The sequence below is a fragment of the Paenibacillus sp. FSL R7-0128 genome (assembly GCF_038002245.1).
Lineage (GTDB): Bacteria > Bacillota > Bacilli > Paenibacillales > Paenibacillaceae > Paenibacillus_AQ > Paenibacillus_AQ silagei.
The window spans coordinates 5,835,791-5,854,369 of record NZ_JBBOCD010000001.1 but is presented as its reverse complement, the minus strand read 5'-3'; the positions used below and the strand labels follow the sequence as shown (position 1 = coordinate 5,854,369).

11 protein-coding genes are annotated in these 18,579 nt (G+C 55.8%); 8 read left to right on the top strand and 3 right to left on the bottom strand.

Annotation, left to right across the window (positions count from 1 at the left end; genetic code table 11):
- Positions 1 to 54: 54 nt before the first annotated feature.
- The 6 genes from NST26_RS24645 to NST26_RS24620 all read left to right on the top strand — a co-directional run bounded on the left by NST26_RS24645 (position 55) and on the right by NST26_RS24620 (position 10,732).
- The gene (locus NST26_RS24645) at positions 55 to 525 is read left to right on the top strand and encodes a DUF523 domain-containing protein (RefSeq protein ID WP_036732298.1); all 471 of its coding nucleotides are present in this window, start codon (positions 55 to 57) and stop codon (positions 523 to 525) included.
- 229 nt (positions 526 to 754) lie between these two features.
- Positions 755 to 1,906 carry a cysteine desulfurase family protein gene (locus NST26_RS24640; protein ID WP_036732296.1) on the top strand — a complete coding sequence of 384 codons (1,152 nt, stop codon included), beginning with the start codon at positions 755 to 757 and terminating at the stop codon, positions 1,904 to 1,906.
- An 87-nt stretch (positions 1,907 to 1,993) separates the two neighbouring features.
- Positions 1,994 to 2,515 carry a PRC-barrel domain-containing protein gene (locus tag NST26_RS24635; RefSeq protein WP_036732295.1) on the top strand — a complete coding sequence of 174 codons (522 nt, stop codon included), beginning with the start codon at positions 1,994 to 1,996 and terminating at the stop codon, positions 2,513 to 2,515.
- A 14-nt stretch (positions 2,516 to 2,529) separates the two neighbouring features.
- Entirely contained in the window at positions 2,530 to 2,739 is a 210-nt protein-coding gene (locus NST26_RS24630; protein ID WP_036690502.1) for a hypothetical protein, read from the top strand.
- A 258-nt stretch (positions 2,740 to 2,997) separates the two neighbouring features.
- Entirely contained in the window at positions 2,998 to 7,551 is a 4,554-nt protein-coding gene (locus tag NST26_RS24625) for a carbohydrate binding domain-containing protein (protein WP_340979994.1), read from the top strand.
- A gap of 208 nt (positions 7,552 to 7,759) precedes the next feature.
- Positions 7,760 to 10,732: a GH36-type glycosyl hydrolase domain-containing protein gene (locus NST26_RS24620; RefSeq protein ID WP_340979993.1), complete on the top strand. Its 2,973-nt coding sequence runs from the start codon at positions 7,760 to 7,762 to the stop codon at positions 10,730 to 10,732.
- A gap of 5 nt (positions 10,733 to 10,737) precedes the next feature.
- Here the strand turns inward: NST26_RS24620 and NST26_RS24615 are convergent, their stop codons facing one another.
- Positions 10,738 to 12,345 (bottom strand): response regulator, encoded by a 1,608-nt coding sequence (locus tag NST26_RS24615; RefSeq protein ID WP_036732293.1) that lies wholly within the window; start codon positions 12,343 to 12,345, stop codon positions 10,738 to 10,740.
- A complete protein-coding gene (locus NST26_RS24610) occupies positions 12,323 to 14,071 on the bottom strand; it encodes a sensor histidine kinase (protein WP_340979992.1) in 1,749 nt (582 codons plus the stop codon). Before NST26_RS24610 ends, NST26_RS24615 begins: the two co-directional genes overlap by 23 nt.
- An 84-nt stretch (positions 14,072 to 14,155) precedes the next feature.
- Here NST26_RS24610 and NST26_RS24605 point away from each other — a divergent pair, with 84 nt between their 5' ends.
- Positions 14,156 to 15,736, top strand: a complete 1,581-nt coding sequence (locus tag NST26_RS24605) for an extracellular solute-binding protein (RefSeq protein ID WP_340979990.1) — start codon at positions 14,156 to 14,158, stop codon at positions 15,734 to 15,736.
- 280 nt (positions 15,737 to 16,016) lie between these two features.
- On the opposite strand, the gene bglS is transcribed toward NST26_RS24605, so the two are convergent.
- Complete coding sequence (gene bglS, locus NST26_RS24600) at positions 16,017 to 16,706, bottom strand: beta-glucanase (RefSeq protein WP_340980867.1); 690 nt, start codon at positions 16,704 to 16,706, stop codon at positions 16,017 to 16,019.
- Positions 16,707 to 16,934: 228 nt separating this feature from the next.
- Here bglS and NST26_RS24595 point away from each other — a divergent pair, with 228 nt between their 5' ends.
- Complete coding sequence (locus tag NST26_RS24595) at positions 16,935 to 18,002, top strand: AI-2E family transporter (protein WP_036732291.1); 1,068 nt, start codon at positions 16,935 to 16,937, stop codon at positions 18,000 to 18,002.
- Positions 18,003 to 18,579: the final 577 nt, after the last annotated feature.

Sequence of the window (18,579 nt, the reverse complement as noted above, 5' to 3'; positions counted from 1 at the left end):
TATATTAGAATTATATAAGATGAGACTGAAGATTGCGAAGGGAGAGGGCAGCACATGATTATCGTAAGCTCCTGCCTGGCAGGAATGAAGGTCAGATATAATGGAACCGATTGTCTGGAGCAGGGCATCCGGCAATTGCTGGACAGCCGGCAGGCGGTTGCAGTATGCCCCGAGCTGCTGGGCGGCTTCTCTACCCCGAGAGAACCGGCAGAGATTATAGGCGGCAGCGGCAGAGATGTGCTGGAGGGGCAGGCCCGGGTGGTTGACAGAACAGGGAATGATGTAACCGCAATGTATATAGAAGGCGCGCATGCCGCGCTGGAGCAGGCACGCAGCTTAGCTGCCACGCTTGTTGTCCTTAAGGAGAACAGCCCTTCCTGCGGCAGCTCAAGGATCTATAACGGAGAATTTGCGGGCGGGAAAATCCCCGGAGAAGGGGTGACCACAGCCCTCTTGCGGCTGCATGGTATTGAAGTGATCTCCGAGGAGCAGCTTGCCGCGCGGTTGCCGGAATTAGAGGGCTGATCGGGAGCGCCAACCATGGACAAATGTTACAATATTGTGTTTATTAACAGGTGGTAAAACAGGCAGTTCAGCAGTATAATCTAGTAGTCCTGTAAGTGGAAACGGCATTGCCGTCCTTTCAAGGACGGTACCGTTTCAGCGAGAAATAGAAGGATAAATTATCGTGTGAAACAAATAAATTCTTATATTTTAAGAAAATCCTGAATTTCAAGAAGTGGAGAATTTCGTTATGAAACCCATCTATTTGGACCACGCCGCCTCAACACCGGTTCATCCGGAGGTGGCAGCGGTTATGTATCATATGCTGTTGAACGAGTACGGCAATGCGTCCAGTGTGCACCAGTTCGGACGGTCTGCCAAGAGAATTATAAATGGGGCGCGCGATAGAATCGCGGGCTTTTTGGGCTGTTCCCCTGAGGAGTGGGTGTTCACAAGCGGCGGCACGGAGAGCGATAATCTCGCCCTGTTCGGGGCGGCCTATGCTTCTGCTTCCAAGGGTAGACATATCATTACTACAGCGGTTGAGCATCATGCAGTGCTGCATACCTGCGCGGAACTGGAAGGGCAGGGCTTCGAGGTCACCTATCTTCCTGTCGATTCTACCGGCCGTGTCTCTTTGGAGGATGTAGAATCGGCTCTGCGCGAGGATACAGTACTGATTAGCATAATGTATGTGAATAATGAAGTGGGAACTGTACAGCCTATAGAAGAGATTGGCAGATTAGCGGCCGAACGGGGTGTGCTTGTGCATGTAGATGCTGTACAAGCTCTGGGAACGCTGCCCCTGGTGCTCCGCGATCTGCCGGTAGACTATATGAGCTTCTCGGCCCACAAGATCGGAGGTCCGCAGGGGATTGGAGGCTTGTACGTCCGGCGGGGGGCGCCGCTTATGCCAAGACAGCATGGCGGACTTCAGGAGCGCGGCCGGCGGGCGGGCACGGAGAGTCTGGCTCATACCGCCGGGTTCGCCAGAGCCGTTGAACTGGTTGTACAAGGGCTGCCGGGTCATCATGAGCAGGCTCTGGAGCTCCGCAGAACACTGCTGGAAGAGCTGGACAAGCAGGTCGGAGCAGAGAGATATGTCGTCAACGGAAATGAACAGCATACGGTGCCTGGAATTCTGAATATCAGCTTCCCCGGGGCCAAGACAGATGTGCTGCTGATGAACCTGGACATGGAACGGATTGCGGCAGCCAGCGGCTCAGCCTGTACATCAGGATCTCTGGAAATCTCGCATGTTCTGCAGGCGATGAAGCTTCCGGAAGAACTTTTGAACTCTGCGATTCGCTTTAGTACAGGTTTGGGTAATACTAATGAAGAAATGCAGGTTGTGGCCCAGAAAGTTGGAACCGTTTTGAACCGGCTGCGTACAAAAGACTAGGTTTTCGTGCAGTCTGGCAGACGTTCGGGAGGTCTTTGGCCCATGGGACCCGTATGCAATACTTAAGGTGAGGGGACTTTGGATACCATGAAGCTTCAAGATATGATTGGCCTCACTGTATATGAAGTTGAAGAAGGTACGGAAGTCGGTGAAATAATCGACATTGGACTGGATTCAAACTGGAATATTACGGGTATTGAACTGGAAAGTAAATCTTTTTTTGGAAGGCTTGTGAAAGTTGTGGCATGGGATAATATTGCCGCTTATGGCGAAGATGCTGTCATGATCCGCAATAAAGAGTCGATTGTTAAGGTTGACGCTGACCATATATCCTACACTTTCCTCTTGGGAAAGAACAAATTGAAGGACAGGCAGGTGCTTACAGCATCGGGAACGGTGCTTGGGCGAATATCGGATGTTTATTTTGACCAAAAGTTGGGAAACACAATAGTAGCGCTGGAAATCAGTGACGGGCTTGTAACTGATTTGATCGAAGGCCGCAAATGGCTGCCTTGTTCTGAAGAGATGACTATCGGAGAGGATTCTGTACTGGTTCCCGCGATGAGTGAAGAACGGCTCCAAAATGCCATTAATATTGTTAACGGATAGGTGGAATGTATTATATGAAGTGTCCAAACTGCAACTCCAAGGATATCGGCAAGATCGGCTCCCACCAGTTCTATTGCTGGGGCTGTTTCATCGAACTAACGGTCAACGGCGAGAAAATGTCGGTGTATCAGGTTGAAGAGGATGGCACGCTCAGCTCGCTTGACGATCTGTTCTCGGGTGAAGAGGTTGCACAGGATTTCCCGCAAATCCACGCCTCCTCTTGAGCATTGCCTGATTCATAACCGGCTAACAGTTACATAGATTCGCCGTGCCCAAATACCGGGCGGCTCTTGAAGCCGCCTGGTATTTGGGCTTTTTTGCTGTTCTCCAAAAACAATTGGAAAAACAACACTACGAAAGTTGCATCTTTGTTATAAGGGCTAAGGAATTGGTATGTCGTCTCCGGGACACGGACCCTATACTGAAATCGACTGGCACGGGGCCAGAATTCAACAAGGTTCTACACGAGGGGGAATGTTCAGATGTACCGCAAAGGAATATCGAAGCTTCTGATTGCCGGATTGCTGCTGTCAGGAATTCAGCTTCCGGGAACTACAGGAATAGTGCAGGCAGATAACGGGAAAGACGCAGACAGGCTGTCTGCAAGTACAGGACAGGCAGATGCAGCCCGGGCGGCAGGGTTCACCGATATGAAGCAGCACTGGGCGTCGGCTGCAGTGAACAGGCTGTCAGCCGCAGGAATTCTGCAAGGGGACGAGGCAGGACAATTCAGACCGGGACAAGCGGTCTCACGGGCAGAGATGGCCGCCATCATCAGCCGCGTGTTCCGTTATTCGGATTCGGGCAGCACTGTATTCAGTGATGTAAGCGCTTCTTCCTGGTATGGCAAGGATGTAAGCCGCGTGAATGCCGCAGGCGTTATTCAAGGCTACGCGGACGGCCGGTTCCAGCCGGGATCGGCGGTCACCCGCCAGGAAGCTGTAACCATGCTGAGCCGGGCGTTCACGCTGGAGGCGGGCTCCCCGGGTGCGCTGGCTGCACAGTCAGATGCGGCAGTGGTCAGCGGCTATGCCCGGGAAGCCGTGAGTGCCATGCTGGACGCCGGTTACCTGCGCGGCGATGCGGACGGCAAGCTGAATCCCAAGGCGCAGATGACCCGGGCCGAGCTGGCCGAGCTGCTGAGCCGGATGGTCGGGTGGATCAGCTCAGGCGAGGGAAGCCAGAAGCTTGGAGCCGTGTCCGGCAATGTGATTGTCAACCGGGCGAATGTGCAGCTCGAAGGCGGCCCGGTCAGCGGCAATCTCTACGTCACAGCCGGAGCAGGGGAAGGGGAAGTCTCGTTCTCGGGCATTAAGGTGCAGGGAACAGCACATATCTCAGGAGGCGGTGAACATTCGGTGGTGTTCCGCCAATCTACCCTGGGACAGATCAAGCTGAATAAGCTTACCACCCTGGTAAGGATGGTACTGGAGGATGGCAGCACCGCAGCGCGCATTGAATTGCTTAAGCCGGCGAAGGTGGAGATCGGAGCGGGCTCACGCGCAGAGACTGTGCTCATCGGCGCAGGCGCTGCAGGATCAGAGATCGTGAGCCGGGGGCAGATCGGCCGGCTTGAGAACCAGGCAGATCGTGTGCTGCTCAACGGCCAGGCACTCAAGTCCGGCGAGACGATTCGGGACTTGTCCGGCACGGGAGCTACAGCGCAGGCAAGTGCCAAGGCTACCACTGCCCCGGCCCAAGCGGGCGGCGGAAGTGCAGGCGGTGTCACACCAGCGCCAAGCTCAACACCTTCACCAGCGACGCCGGTGCCGACAGCGACGCCTGCTGCCACACCAACCCCGACGCTGGCCCCGACTCCGCCAACCCAGAACAATCCATGGGAGCTGGTGTGGAATGACGAATTCGACGGCCAGGCCATTGATGAGGGCAAATGGAATGTACAGGATACCGGCACGGTGTACAATAACGAGCTGGAATATTATCACCCGGACAACGCTTCGCTTACGACAGAGAGCGGGCAGAGCGTACTGGAGCTGGAAGCCCGGAAGCAGGCTTACGGCGGGAAGAATTATACTTCAGCCAAGCTGACCTCGAAGATGAAGGGCGACTGGACCTACGGCAAATTTACCGTGCGGGCCAAGCTGCCGGTTCAGCAGGGCATGTGGCCAGCCATCTGGATGATGCCAACCGATGACGAGACGCAGTATGGACCTTGGCCGGGAAGCGGCGAGATGGACATTATGGAATTGACGGGACCGGTTGCCGGCAAGGCAGAGGCGGATCTCTATCCAAGAACGGTCCATGGCTCGATTCACTACGACATTCCGCACGCATCCCAGACCAAAACCTATGTACTGCCGGAGGGCCAGACCTTCGCGGATGATTATCACAACTTCACGCTGGAATGGCTTCCGGGCCTGATCCGGTATTATGTGGACGATGAAATGTATTTTGAAACCAAAGACTGGGGAACGATGGCCAAAGGCCAGCCGGATTACTATACGTACCCTGCTCCGTTTGACCGGCCGTTCTATATGATTCTGAATCTGGCCGTGGGCGGCGATTGGCCGGGTGATCCGAAGGCCGACTTCAAGTCGGATAAGATGTATGTGGACTATGTAAGGGTCTACAAGTACAAGAACCTGGACCAATGGCCGGACGTAACAGGCAAGCGGCCGATCGATCCGGGGCACTCGGCCCCGCAGCGTCCTGCCCTGGCAGACGGGAATCAGATCTACAACGGGGACTTCAAGGGTACTGTAGCAGCCCAGGGTCAGCCGGAATATTGGGAATTAATTGAGAATGAAGGCGGGAGCGGAACAGCCTCCGTCATTGATGATCAGGATAAGGGCAAGGCGGTGAAGGTTGCCGTCCATGAGGCCGGCAAACAGAATTATTCCATTCAGCTTGCGCAGAAGCCGCTGCTGCTGGAGCGGGGCAAAGCCTATAAGGTAACCTTCGATGCCAAAGCGGATGCAGCCCGGCCGCTGATGAGCAAGCTGACCGAATTCGGCGGCGGATGGACGGCTTACTCCGGGGAGCGCAATTTCCAGCTTACACCGGACTGGCAGCCGTATGAGTACAGCTTCACAATGGCCAAGGCTTCGGACAATAATGCCCGCTTTGAATTCAATCTGGGTCTGAACAACATTTCCGCCTACTTCGCGAATGTAAGAGTGGTAGAGACAGAAGCACCGCCGGTAGTACGCACCCCGCTTGCTGACGGCAACCTGATCTATAACGGAGGCTTCGATCTGGAAGAAGCGCGGCTCGGATATTGGAGCTTTGCCGTTAGGCAGGGCTCGGAAGCAGCGGCGAAGGCCAGTGTAACCAATACACTTGCCCTGCCGATGATGAAGCGGGAATTCCGGGCGGACGTGCAGAAGGCCGGAGGATCGCCGGAGGATGTGACGCTGACCCAGGCAGGGATTCCTGTGTCGGCGGCAGCCGTCTACCAGCTTGCCTTCGATGCGAGATCGTCCGAGGCGCAGCCGCTTGGCATCAAGCTGGCAAGCAGCGGTGGACAGACGGTCTATCCTGACGGAACCATCTTCACGTTGACACCGGAGTGGAAGAGCTATACAGCAGAAATTGAGCTGTCCGGCGGGTCCGGCACGGAAGCTGCATTATCGTTCCTTCTCGGCGCGGCTGTGGGACAGACCGAGCTTGACAATGTGCGTCTGGTACGGATGACCGATCCGCCAGTGCTCACTAACTACCTGCATCTGCGCGGAGACCAGTTCTGGAGAGCCTCAGGAACCGGCCTGATTCCGAGCGGTGAAGGCGGCAAGGATATCACGGATATGGATAAGGGCGACTATGTGGAATACAAGGTGGTACTGCCACAGGCAGGCAGCATTGTTCCGGTAACCCGCGTATCCAGTGTGCGCGCGGATTCGGAGCTTACCCTGTCCGTATTGGATGCCGGCAAGCAGAAGGTGGTGACGGAATCTGTCTACAGCACGGCAGTAGGCGATACCGGAGGGCTTCAGTCCTACCGGGCGATCGTTGGAGCACCACTGGAGTTGCCTGCGGGAAGCTATTACATCCGTCTTGGCGGCAGCGGCTACAATCTGGCCTGGCTGGATCTGTCCCGCGAGCTGGTGGTGAACGGCAGCTTCAAGGACGCTTCCACCGACAACTGGACGCTATACAAGAAGGACTGGGATGACAATGACCCGGGGAAGAGCACTGTAATGAAGGCTGTGTATGGAGAACTGCAGGTTAGCCTCGGCGGAACTGGAACGGAGGCTTGGCATGCACAGGTGAAGCAAGCGGGCATCCCGGTAGAGCAGGGCAAGAAATATCTGCTGCGCTTCGATGCGGATGCTTCGGTAGGCCGGGATATTAAAGCGCTGGTTCAGCATGACGGGACTGAGGATGGCAACTGGACTCCTTATCTGGAACAGGAGCTGAGACTCAGCCAAGACGGCGGACACTATGAATATTTGTTCACTGCCCCGGCAACGGATCCCGCAGCGGTGCTCCAGTTCAGTCTGGGCAAGATCACCGAAGAGCTGGGAGCGCATATGGTCAACCTGAGCCATATCTCCTTGCTTCAGGTAAGCCCGGTGCTGGATGGTGAGGCTTACGGGGAGAATCTGATTCCGAACGGGGACTTCTCAGAGCCGCTTAAGGGCTGGAGCAGCTACTCCTCTGACAACGGGGAGTTAGCCATTGACAATGTGGATGGAGCGCTGCAGATCAAGGTGGGCTCCACCGGCACGAACACCTGGGACCGGCAGGTCTTTTATGAGGGAGTCGCTTACAACGAAGGCAATCATTATACACTTACCTTCAAGGCCAAGGCATCGGCTGAACGCAAAATGAATATCAGCATCGGCTGGCTGGATGTAGCAGACAATTACAACTGGCACGGGTATACGAGCAAAATTGTTGATCTGGGCAGTGAATATCAGGAATATACCGTAGAATTCGATGTTGCCGGAGGCAGCACCTCCATCGGCCGCATTTCCTTCGAGCTGGGGGATATCAAGGATGGCGGCACCGGGCATCTGACGGTGGATGTGGATGATATTGTGCTCACGAATAACGGGACAGCAGCTGCACCTTAAGCACCTTGAACATGCTTTGGATTTTGTTATTCAGGCTTACGATTTGGTATTTAGACTGGCCGCATACACTTCTATAATCATTACATGGAGAACGGGCAACCGTTCTTCATGCTTGTCCAGAACCTTCCCCAATTCTTCGGCCCAATGAGTATACATAACAGGGAATGAGTATCATCCAATAGAAAACAGGAAAAGAGGAGAACCATTCATGATGCTGAAATTCAATACCGCAAGAGCAGCGGCTGCTTCGCCTGAGGATATCCTGAGACAGGCATTCGCAGACCGGATAGACGCAGCCGGCCAGCTAAGCGCCGTCTTCACGGATTCCCAGTGCATCGGAGCTGTTGGCGTAGCGGGCCTTCCGCTTCGGCTGCCTGCCATTCAGGAGCTGCTTAAGCTCCCGGAGGTGGCAGCGCTGCTGCCGAAGGAGACTGGCGCATCGGCGCTGTTCACCGTGAATGATACAGGTACGGAGCTATCCCTGCATATCCGCCATGCCGGAAGACAGGAACAGGCAATAGCTATACCGGAGGCGGCTGCAAGCGCGGCACTGGCGCAGCTTCAGGCTGCACCGGGCTGGGCTGGTGCCCTTAACGCTGAAGGCGAGCATGTGATTGACCTGCGTTCCCCCGTTCCGGGTCCGCACTTCGCGGTCAATCTGCTGCTGGGCAACCGGCTGGAGTTCCCTCATCCGCTCCAGACTACACCGAAGAGCGTGGTAGACCGCCTTGGCGGCGGCAGCTTCCGTTCCCATGCGGCTACCCAGGTGCTGGCGACCCGCTGGGATATGCGCCAGGAGGAGAACGGCTTCCCGGCCAACCGTCAATTCTATCTGTTCGAGGACGGGAAGCAGATCTTCTATTCCGCTGATCCGGGCGGAGAAGGCATTGAATCGGCGGTCTGCCGCCATTCACAGAATGTAACCATCATCACGTACCGCCTGTCCGGCGGACTTGAGATTACGCGCACCATCTTCATTCTGCCGCATGCTGAGGGTCTGCCGCTGGCGACCGAGATGCAGCGCGTTACGATTACGAACCATGGAGAGAGCAGCCGCCAGCTTCGTCTGGTGTACACGGGCATGTTCGGTTCGGCAGCACCGGGCGCTCTGTTCGAGGATGTGCTGTATAGCAATGTTATTATGCAAGGCGGCGTATTGCAGGACGCTGATGGTGCCGTGGCTGCAATCAGCCCTGACTACTACCCGGAAGGCGGGCGTCATGATCTGCGCTTCCACACGATGATCATCCACGGGGAAGACGGACCGGTGCTGCCCCGCGAATATTGCGTCAGCTACAATGAGTTCGTCGGCACCGGCTCGCTTCACCGCCCATCCGGCGCGCTGAAGCTAAGCAGCATTCTGCACCGCAAGGGGCCGGGCTTCTTCGCGGTAGCGGGGGAGATTCAGGTTGCTGCCGGAGCCACGGCAGCAGTTGACCAGCTGACGGGCCTTGTCTCCGACAAGAGCGGTGCATCCTGGAGCGATACGGTGCTGGAGGAAGAGGTAGGTGCGCTGATCGCCCGCTTCACAAGCCGCAGCTCGGCGGAAGAAGCCTTGGCGCAATCCCTGAAGTTCGTGCGGAATTACTCCAGGTTCCTGCAGGTATCCTCCGGGGACGCGGATTTCGACCAGTTCGTGAACCGTAATCTGCCTTTTCAGGTGCTCTACCAGAGCTTTGTCTCCCGTTCCTTCTGTCAGACCCAGAAGGGCTACCGGGAGATCGGCTTCCGTGAAATTCAGGATATGTATGCCTCGATGTATTATTTCGTCGGGATGGGCCGGGGCGGCCTCGTCAAGAGCCTGCTGAAAGAATGGACCAGCATGGTCTTCGAGCTGGGGTATGCGTATCACAATTTCTTCTGGGCCGGCAAAGAGCCGGGCAAATGGTCCGATGATGCGCTATGGCTGATCCAGGCTGTCTACCGTTATGTCATGCTGACCGGAGATTCGGAGTTCCTCGATGAGTCTTGTCCGGTAGCAGGCACGGACACAGAACGGCCGGTATTCGAGACCCTGAAGGCCATTATTGTCTATTCCGGACAGATTTCGATCGGACGCCACGGCCTGCCGCTGCTCGACTTCGCAGACTGGAACGACTGTCTGAAGCTCGATGACACCTACCTGAACGGCCCGGCCAAGGAAGCACTCTACCGGAAGCAGCTGGAGGCTGGCGGTGTCTTCGGGGATTCGCTGGAGAGTGATTATTCCGAGAGCGTCATGAATGCCTTCCTGCTGAAGGTGGCGGTCGATGAATTGTCCGCCCTGGCCGCCCGCAAAGGCGAGCAGGCGTATGCAGATGAGCTGACCGGCTTCGGAGTCAAGCTGCGCGCACGCATCCAGGAGCATGCCTGGAAGGGGGATTTCTTCGCCCGTGTGCTGTTCAACCGCTATGCGAACGGAGAATACACGTATCTCGGCGCTGCCGGGGACGGGATGTCCTCCGATCCGGCGAAGGACGGCTCGTACTTCCTGAATTCGTTCAGCTGGAGCATTCTGGCGGGCTGTGCAGATGAGGATCAGATCGCGGTGATGCTGGACACCATGAAGGCGCATCTGATGACGCCTTACGGCATGAAGCTGGTCTCGCCGGTGGCGCTGGGCCGGGTATCCACGCACACGGCATCGGATGAATACTTCCCGGGTGACCGTGAGAACGGCGGCGTATTCAAGCATGCCTGCATGATGGCTGCTGCGGCTATGTTCAAGGGGGCCAAGGAAGTATCCAGCCCGGATCTGGCAGCAGAGCTCTGCCGCCTGGGTTACTGGCTGCTGGACCGGATTATGCCGTTCAAGACGATGGATGATCCGTTTGCCGTCTGCGGGAATCCGCGGTTCTGCACCCAATACAACAACAGCGAGACTGGTGAGAACATCGGTCCGATGCTTAGCGGCACCTCGACCTGGCTCACCCTCTCGCTGATGGAAGCGCTGGGTATTGAATATACGGAGCAGGGCATAGCCCTGAGTCCGGTGCTGCGGGAAGAGCAGACGGAGCTTACCTACACCTTGAAGCTTGGCAGCTCCTCCTACAGGATTCAGGTCCGTAAGCCGGAGGGCTTCCACCGCATGCAGGATGGGGCGGCCCGCCTGATGCTGGACGGCCGGGTACTGGAGGACGGCTTGGTACCGGCCGTAGATGACGGCTTCGCCCATGAGGTAGAGCTTACCTTCGCAGGCTGACGGAATTACAGCGCCCGGTCACGGTATTCATGCGGGGTCATCCCCGCATATTCCTTGAAGAGCTTGATGAAATAGTGGGCGTTGGAGTACCCGAGCTCCGAGGAAACTTCATAAATTTTGAGCGGCGTATGGATAAGCAGATACGCCGCTTTTTCCATCTTTACCTGACTGATGTAGTCGCTGATCCGCTTGCCGGTCTCCAGCTTGTACATTTTGGAGAGATAGACCGGATGCATCTGGACATGGTCGGCGATGGCCTGTAGGGAGACATAGTGCAGATTGCGGTTGATATACTCATGTACCTTGCGGATCAGCACGGTCCGGCTGTTCCGCCGTTCGGAATCCGTATGCTCTCTCAGCAGAAGGATAACCTCCATGGCCCACTCCCGCAGCTTGTCCGGCGTCTGAAAGGGAGCCTGCTCCAGCAGCGGATTGCCGACAATCTCGCTCAGCAGCTTGTTATTCTTGTGGGCAAAGTAATAGAAGGCCGTCTCCAAGTGCAGACGGGCTTCCTGGATATGCTCCAGTGACCGCTCGGGACTGTGGATCAGCTCCGATACGATAGCGTTCAGCTTATCTTCAATGCCCTGCCAGTTGTTCGCTTCGAACATGTGGAACAGCAGCGGAGGCTCATACAGCGGCTGGAGAATCTCCACGGGCTGGGAGCTGCTGTTATCCGTAGTATCGAGATAGATGCCGGTCTCGCTCCCGATATGCTGGCGGATGGCCGAGATGGCGGATTGATAGAGAGTGTAGACCTGATCCGGGAAGTCTCCCCAGCCGGTGGTCACCACGGACAGGCCGCCTCCCATCAGGGTACTGACATGATTCTGCAGCTGATAGGCAGCCTGGGCCACCTCATTTCCCGGATTGCCGCCATGTTCAAGATCCTCCCTGGGCTGCAGCAGGAATACGAGATAGTCATGCACATCCTTGCAGGACCAGATCAGGAACCGGTCCTGGAACAGCTCCTGGGCGATATTAATGATTGCATATTCAAACAGCAGCATGCTGTGCATATCCTGGCGGCGGAAGAATTCCTCGGGACGGACCACGGCCAGACAGACCGGCTGTCCGGCCCTGAACGGCAGGTCGAACTGGTCCAGCCGCTCCTGAAGCTGCGGCCCGGGCAGCTTCCGTCCCTGCAGCAGCTCCCCGAGCAGGCGGTCCCGCAGAATGGGCAGATGCTCGCGGAAGGTCTGCATCGTCCGCTGGTGGGAGGACCAGGCCTCCCAGTCACTGCGCAGCTTCTCCTGCAGCTTACCGATGACGGCGATCAGCTGGTCATTGGCTATCGGCTTAAGCAGATAGGCACTGGCCTGCTCCTCAATGGCCTTGCGGGCATATTCAAACTCCGCATAGCCGGTCAGCATGACCACCCGGATATGCTTCCAGCGCTTGCGGATGGCGGCAATCAGCTCGGTGCCGGACAGCTCCGGCATATTGATATCTGTGACTACAATATCGATGGGATGACGCTGGAGCAGCTCCAGCGCCTCATACCCGGAATAAGCCTTGTGGACCTGTCCGAAGCCCATCTCCGCCCAGGGAATCGAAATGGACAGATCATCGACCACATAGGGTTCATCGTCAACCAATAGAATTTGGTGCATCAGGTTCCTCTTTCTTCTCCATACGGAGAGTTGTTATTAGACCGCCTTCCGGTGAAGGGGCAATCATCAGGCCGGAAGCCTCGCCGTAATGTAATTTGAGACGCTGCTGGACATTCCATAGCCCGCAGCCTCCATCCTCACGCGTAGTTTCGTTGATACGCGCCTGAAGTGCGGCAATGGCTTCCTCTGTCATCCCGGCGCCGTTGTCCTCGACGGTAATGAGAATGGCTTCCTCGGTATGGCGGCCGGTGATCCGGATGGAGCCCGGGCCGATTTTTCGCTCAATGCCATGAATGATACTATTCTCTACTAGCGGCTGAATCAGCAGCCGCGGAATGTGCAGGTCCAGCAGTTCGCTCTCCATATCCATCTCGTAGCAGATACGCTGCTTCCGCAGGTTCTGGATCTTCAGGTAATTCTCCAGCAGCTTCAGCTCATCCTGAAGGGTGGTGAGGGAATGATCGACCCTGGTGATATAGCGGTAATATTCGCCTAAGCTGAGTGCCATCGCCTCCACGGACTCGGTATCTCCTATGGCGGCCTTGCTCTTGATGAAGAACAGGCAGTTGTACAGGAAATGCGGATTGATCTGTGATTGAAGCTGCTTCAGATGGGCATCCTTGGCCCGGAGCTGCTCCAGATAGACCTGCTCGATCAGCGACTGAATTTTCTCGGCCATGTCATTAAATTCTTCATTAAGCAGCGTGAACTCCGGGTTGGTCCGGGTATGGATACGGGTAGACCAGCGCCCTTCCTTCATCCGGTTGAGCGAACGCAGCAGAAGGCTCACCGGACGCTGCACCTGGCGGTAGAGCTGCAAGGAGAAAAGCAGGCTCATCACCAGCAGGATAGCCGATCCTGTCAGGAAGGAAGAACGGCTGCTGCGGATCGGCTCAAGAATCTCCTTCAGCGGTGAATAATGCACGACCTGCCAGTCGATGGCCGAGGAGGGCACCGAGCTGACCAGGAAGCTGCCCTGCTTAAGATCGAAGATGTCGGAGGTACTCTTCCCGGCCGTGATATTCAGTGCCGCGGTGACCTGCTCCGCCATCTGCCGGTCCGAACTCCGCGAGAGGATGACGCCGAATGACGGATGGTACAGGAAGGTGTCTCCCGTGTTCTGCGACTGGTAGGCATCGAACATCCGTTCAATATTGGAGACCGGTAAATACATGGACATCAGCAGCTGCGCCTCGCGCGGCCGGCTTGTTGCCTGGGCAGGGTCCGATAAGAGCAGCCGGAAGCCTGCCTCCGCACCGGCCCGATCCTCTGAGATATACTCCCAGCCCGCCGGGAGCAGTTTGTGCAGGACAGAGACATCGAAGGACAGCGAGGAATCCGAGCCCAAGGTCTCCCCGCTGAAGGGCTTGTACAAGACAATCCGGTTCTCCCACGTACTGGAGCTGGTCTGGAGGGACAGCTTCTCAAGCACCGTCATAATCGTCTGGGCGGGATCAATAAGATGGCCCAGCTGCGTAATCTGCTCATAATCACGGATGGTGGGGTCTCGCTGCAGGGCATACATGCTGCCCGCCAGCTGGTTGATGTTGTTATCCATCTGCTGGGTCAGAAATTCCAGATGATTCAGGTCTGTGGTTTTGATCTGACTTGTAATGACTCCGACATCCTTACGGTAGGATGATCCGTAGAATAAGAGTGTGGCGGCAATCAGCGAGAGCAGGATTGCCACCATTTTAATGAACAGGTTGGGACGCCATGCCACCATAAAGATCATCCTTTGCAAGACATTTGCTGTAATATGGAGAAGTGTATCATAAGATTATGAACTCTACGAAAAGCAGGTGGTTACATGAAAGTCCGTTCACCGCTGTTCCTGCTGCTCCTGATGTTGTCGGGCTGCTCCTGGGACAGCACCGAATATAGTCAGCCGCCCGCTTCACCGCAGAGTACAGCCCCTTACTTCGATGTTAAGGAAGGCAAATATGATCCTCCGGTAGACCTGTATACCGTAGGCTCCGTGAACCCCAATCTGAACTTTATCAAAGGGGAGAGCCTGGAGCATAACGTACATACGGCCTGGGCCGAGAAGCGGCTGGGCATCCGCATCCGTTATCTCTGGACGATCTCCGGCACCTCAGAGACCTACGCCAACAAGCTGAGGCTGGAGCTGGCCAAAGGCAATATGCCCGACATCGTAACGACCAGAGATGCCGCTATTATCCAGGAGCTGATTGATTCAGGGCAATTCATGGAAGTCGGCGACCTGTTCGAGCAGCATGCGTCCGAGGTGTGGAAGAAGGCTGTTGCCGAGGATGCTTCGGCATGGAACCCCTTCATGCGCGGCGCGCACAGGTATGCCATTCCCATTATGGATTATGAATATAACTCCGATCCGCTGCTCTGGGTCCGCCAGGATTGGCTGGACAAGCTTCATCTGAAAGCCCCGCAGACCCTGGATGAGCTGGAGCAGGTCATGGATGCCTTCGTCAACCGGGACCCGGACGGCAACGGGATCAAGGATACCTACGGCCTGTCGGTCGGATTCCGCAACGGCCCCAGCACTTGGATGGGAGACAGCAGCTGGGTGTTCGGCGCCTACGGTACGGTTCCTGAGCAGTGGAACCGCCGGAGTGACGGCACTCTGGAATACGGCTCCATCCAGCCCGGGGCAAGAAAGGCTGTCCAGCTCATGAAGCAATGGGTACAGCGCGGTTATCTGAGCGCTGACAGCGCTTGGCTGGACGAAGAGGGAGCAGCGAACCAGTTCATCTCCGGCAAGGCAGGCATCATTGCCGGACCCTACTGGATGCGCGGCTGGCCGCTGTCCTCCCTGACCAATAGTGACGCTGAGGCGCACATCCGGGCAATTGCCATCCCTTCGGGGCCAGGTGGGCTCACCATGAGAAGAGGGACCCTGCCTGTCAATGGTGCCATTCTGATTAACAAGCAGATGAAGCACCCTGAAATCTTTTTTACGTATCAGAATTATTTGTTCGATTCATATGCTACCTCGACCGGCGAGTTCGCCCATGGCCTTGCGGAGGGCTATGACTGGTCCATGGCGGGGGATCAGCCGAGCGCCCAATCTTCCGCGCTGCCGCTGGGCGGCATCCGGGTAGCCTCGTACACGCTAACCTTCGACGGGGCCCGGATCCCCTCCGGGGTCATCCGGGAGATCCCGAAGGACATTGCCCCTGTGCTGCTGGGCCAGAAGGAGGCTTCCCGCAAGGAGCAGTTCACGGGACCTCCGACAGCGACGATGAAGCGCGACGGCGAGCTGCTGAAGAAGCTGGAGCAGAAAAGCTTCATCAAAATCATCTTCGCGGACAGCCCGCTTGAAGAATTCGACGAATTCGTGCACAAGTGGAACACCTACGGCGGACTTACCGAAACCATGGAGGTCAATGCCTGGGACCGCAGCAGCCGCTAAATACCGCAGGGACAAGAAACCGCCTCTATAATAAGGCGGTTTCTTGTCGTAGACACGCTTGGGTGCTTCTGCCTATTTGCCTGGCGGCGGCCCCACCCGAATCTGTTCCTCCTGTGCTGTATTCTTGCTATATATCGTACAGAAGGACGGCAGCAGCCGCCATACCAATGTGGCGATTGGAATAACAAATATTGAAGATGAGCCGCCATGGTCCGCATAGACAAAAGGACCCCGGCGGATGCCGCTTGCGCACCGCCGGGGTCCATCTCCTGCCTGCAAGTTAGTTGCCTGTGAATTTCAGCCAATCGTAATAGGCGTACAGCGGGTTTGCTCCGTTATAGGAACCGAGCCAGGAATCCACACCGATTCCGTTCCAGAGGTTCATCATGATTTTACCGGGCCGGGAGGGGATGTTGCTGGTGGCCGTATGCTTCAAGACCCCGTCTACATACCATTTAATATAACCCGGCTGCCAGTCGAAGGCGTACGTATGATAGCTCTGGGAAGCATCGAAGCCAAGATTGACAATCTGCTCATGACCGCCAACACCATTGGTGTAATAGTTGAACTGGACCTTGGTGGTGTCCTTGCCGAGGAACTCAATATCGATCTCGTCCCAAGGCGTGCCGTCTGAAGGCCCGGTGTAGGTGAAGAAGGAGGAGACAATCCCGCTGTTCTTGGCCGGCTTCATACTGACCTCGTATTTGCCGTAGCCGTACTTGTACACAGAGCGGTACTCCGCGCCGTCAAATTTATTATTGCTGGGACTGGTCAGGGCCAGACGAAGCTGTCCGCCACTGGTGAAAGAGATGTTATTCGCACGCCAGGTACAGTTGAACATGGAGCCATTCGAGTAGCCGTCTGCTTTTTGCCAGGTTGCTGGGTTGAAGTAGGTCAGTGGCTCATCAAAGATGGTGGCCGCCGAAACGGACGGAGCTCCTGTCAGCAGACCGGCAAGCAGCAGGGTCATCCCTGCACCGAATAGCTTGTGTAGCGTTCTCCTCATATACAATACCCTCCTCAATAATGTAAGCGCTTTACACTATGATTGTAGCGAACCTTGAACCCGGCCACTATACCAACCTGCGAACTAAAATAACAAAAAACCAATTTTTTGCAGAGCGGAGTATTTCATTCCCCTCCCACACATACTAATATGCATGATGGTTAAGGGCTGTACACGTTCAGGAGGGAGATTATGGAGGAGTGGTTCCGCAGTAAATGGCTCCGCTGGATGATCGGCGTGCTGCTCTCACTGATTATTCTATATTTCGTCTGGCTGCTCCGTCCGATGCTGAATGGGGTATTCCTGTTTCTAAAAGCGATTCTGGCCCCGTTCCTGGCCGCCATGATTATCTCATATGTATTGAATCCGGTGGTCACTATGCTCTCCCGGAGAAAAATGCCGCGCAGCGTAGCCGTCCTGCTGATCTATGCGGTGTTCCTGACCTCGCTTGCGGTGATTCTGATCAATCTGATCCCGATGTTCATTGAACAGCTGGAGGAGCTTAACGAGCATTTGCCGGAGATGACGCTGCACGCGCAGGGGCTGATGAAGGGCATGAATTCCAGACTGATTCCGCCCGGGGTGGAGACGGGAATGAATAACTGGTTCTATCAGCTGGAGAACCGCCTGGCCGAAGGCATCTCCCACTTCCTTAATAATATCGCTTCGACCATTGGCGTGCTGTTCAACGCATTCATTGTGCCTTTTCTCGTGTTCTATATTCTGAAGGACTTCGAGGTATTCGAACGGATGGTGGTATCCTGTCTGCCCCGTTCGCGCCGCAAGTCGATTGTGATGCTGTTAAAAGACATTGATGAAGCGCTCGGCAACTATATCCGCGGGCAGTTTCTCGTCTGTATCATCATCGGCGTGCTCGCTTATATCGGCTACGCGATTATCGGCATGCCTTATGCGCTGTTGTTCGCCTGTGTTGTCGCGGTATTCAACATTATTCCTTATATGGGTCCGTTTCTGGGGGCGGCCCCGGCCATTATAATGGCCACAACCTTGTCGTGGCGCCTTGTCCTGCTGGTAGCGGTGGTGAATACCCTGTGCCAAATGCTGGAGAGCAACGTGATCTCTCCGCAGGTTGTAGGACGGAAGCTGCATCTGCATCCGCTGCTGATCATCTTCGCGCTGCTGGTCGGCGGGGAGATCGCCGGAATGATCGGACTGATTCTGGCCGTCCCTTTCTTCGCCGCCGCGAAGGTGGTCATTCAGCATATCATCGGCTATTATATCCGCAGAAGGCCGGCATAAAGCAGCCGTAATTCATCCCGTTACATGCAGGAACAGGGGGACCTGCGGCTACTTCGGGTGAAAGGATTGACGGTACATGTATCTTTTGGTTATAATGTGGTGAATATTACGATAAGAAGAGTCATTCATAGCAGTGCGATGAAGAGGAGTATTAATTCGTGAGACCGTTATTGCAGAGAGCCGGCACCCCAGGTGCGAGCCGGTTAACGGACCGCAGTGAACTCACCTCCGAGTAATGGCGCGAGCCGCAGGTTCCTTAGAGGGACCGGCGAGTGAACCGCCGTCGCCTCACCCCCGATACAGGGTGTCAAAGTGAGTGCCGGACAAAGAATGTCCGCCGCTAACTAGGGTGGTACCACGGGAATTCATACCTCTCGTCCCTAGCGATTATACGCTAGGGATGGGAGGTTTTTTTGTGGTTAACCTGGGGGAACGGCGTAGGAGCGAATATGTTGACTCGCTCCGGCTCCCGGCCCGGCGAAGCATGGGCGGCTCTTGGGCTTTGCTGTTGCACTGGGCAAGTGAATTGGTTATTACAGATTTTATGTAAATATAAAGGAACGGAAAGAAATTTTGG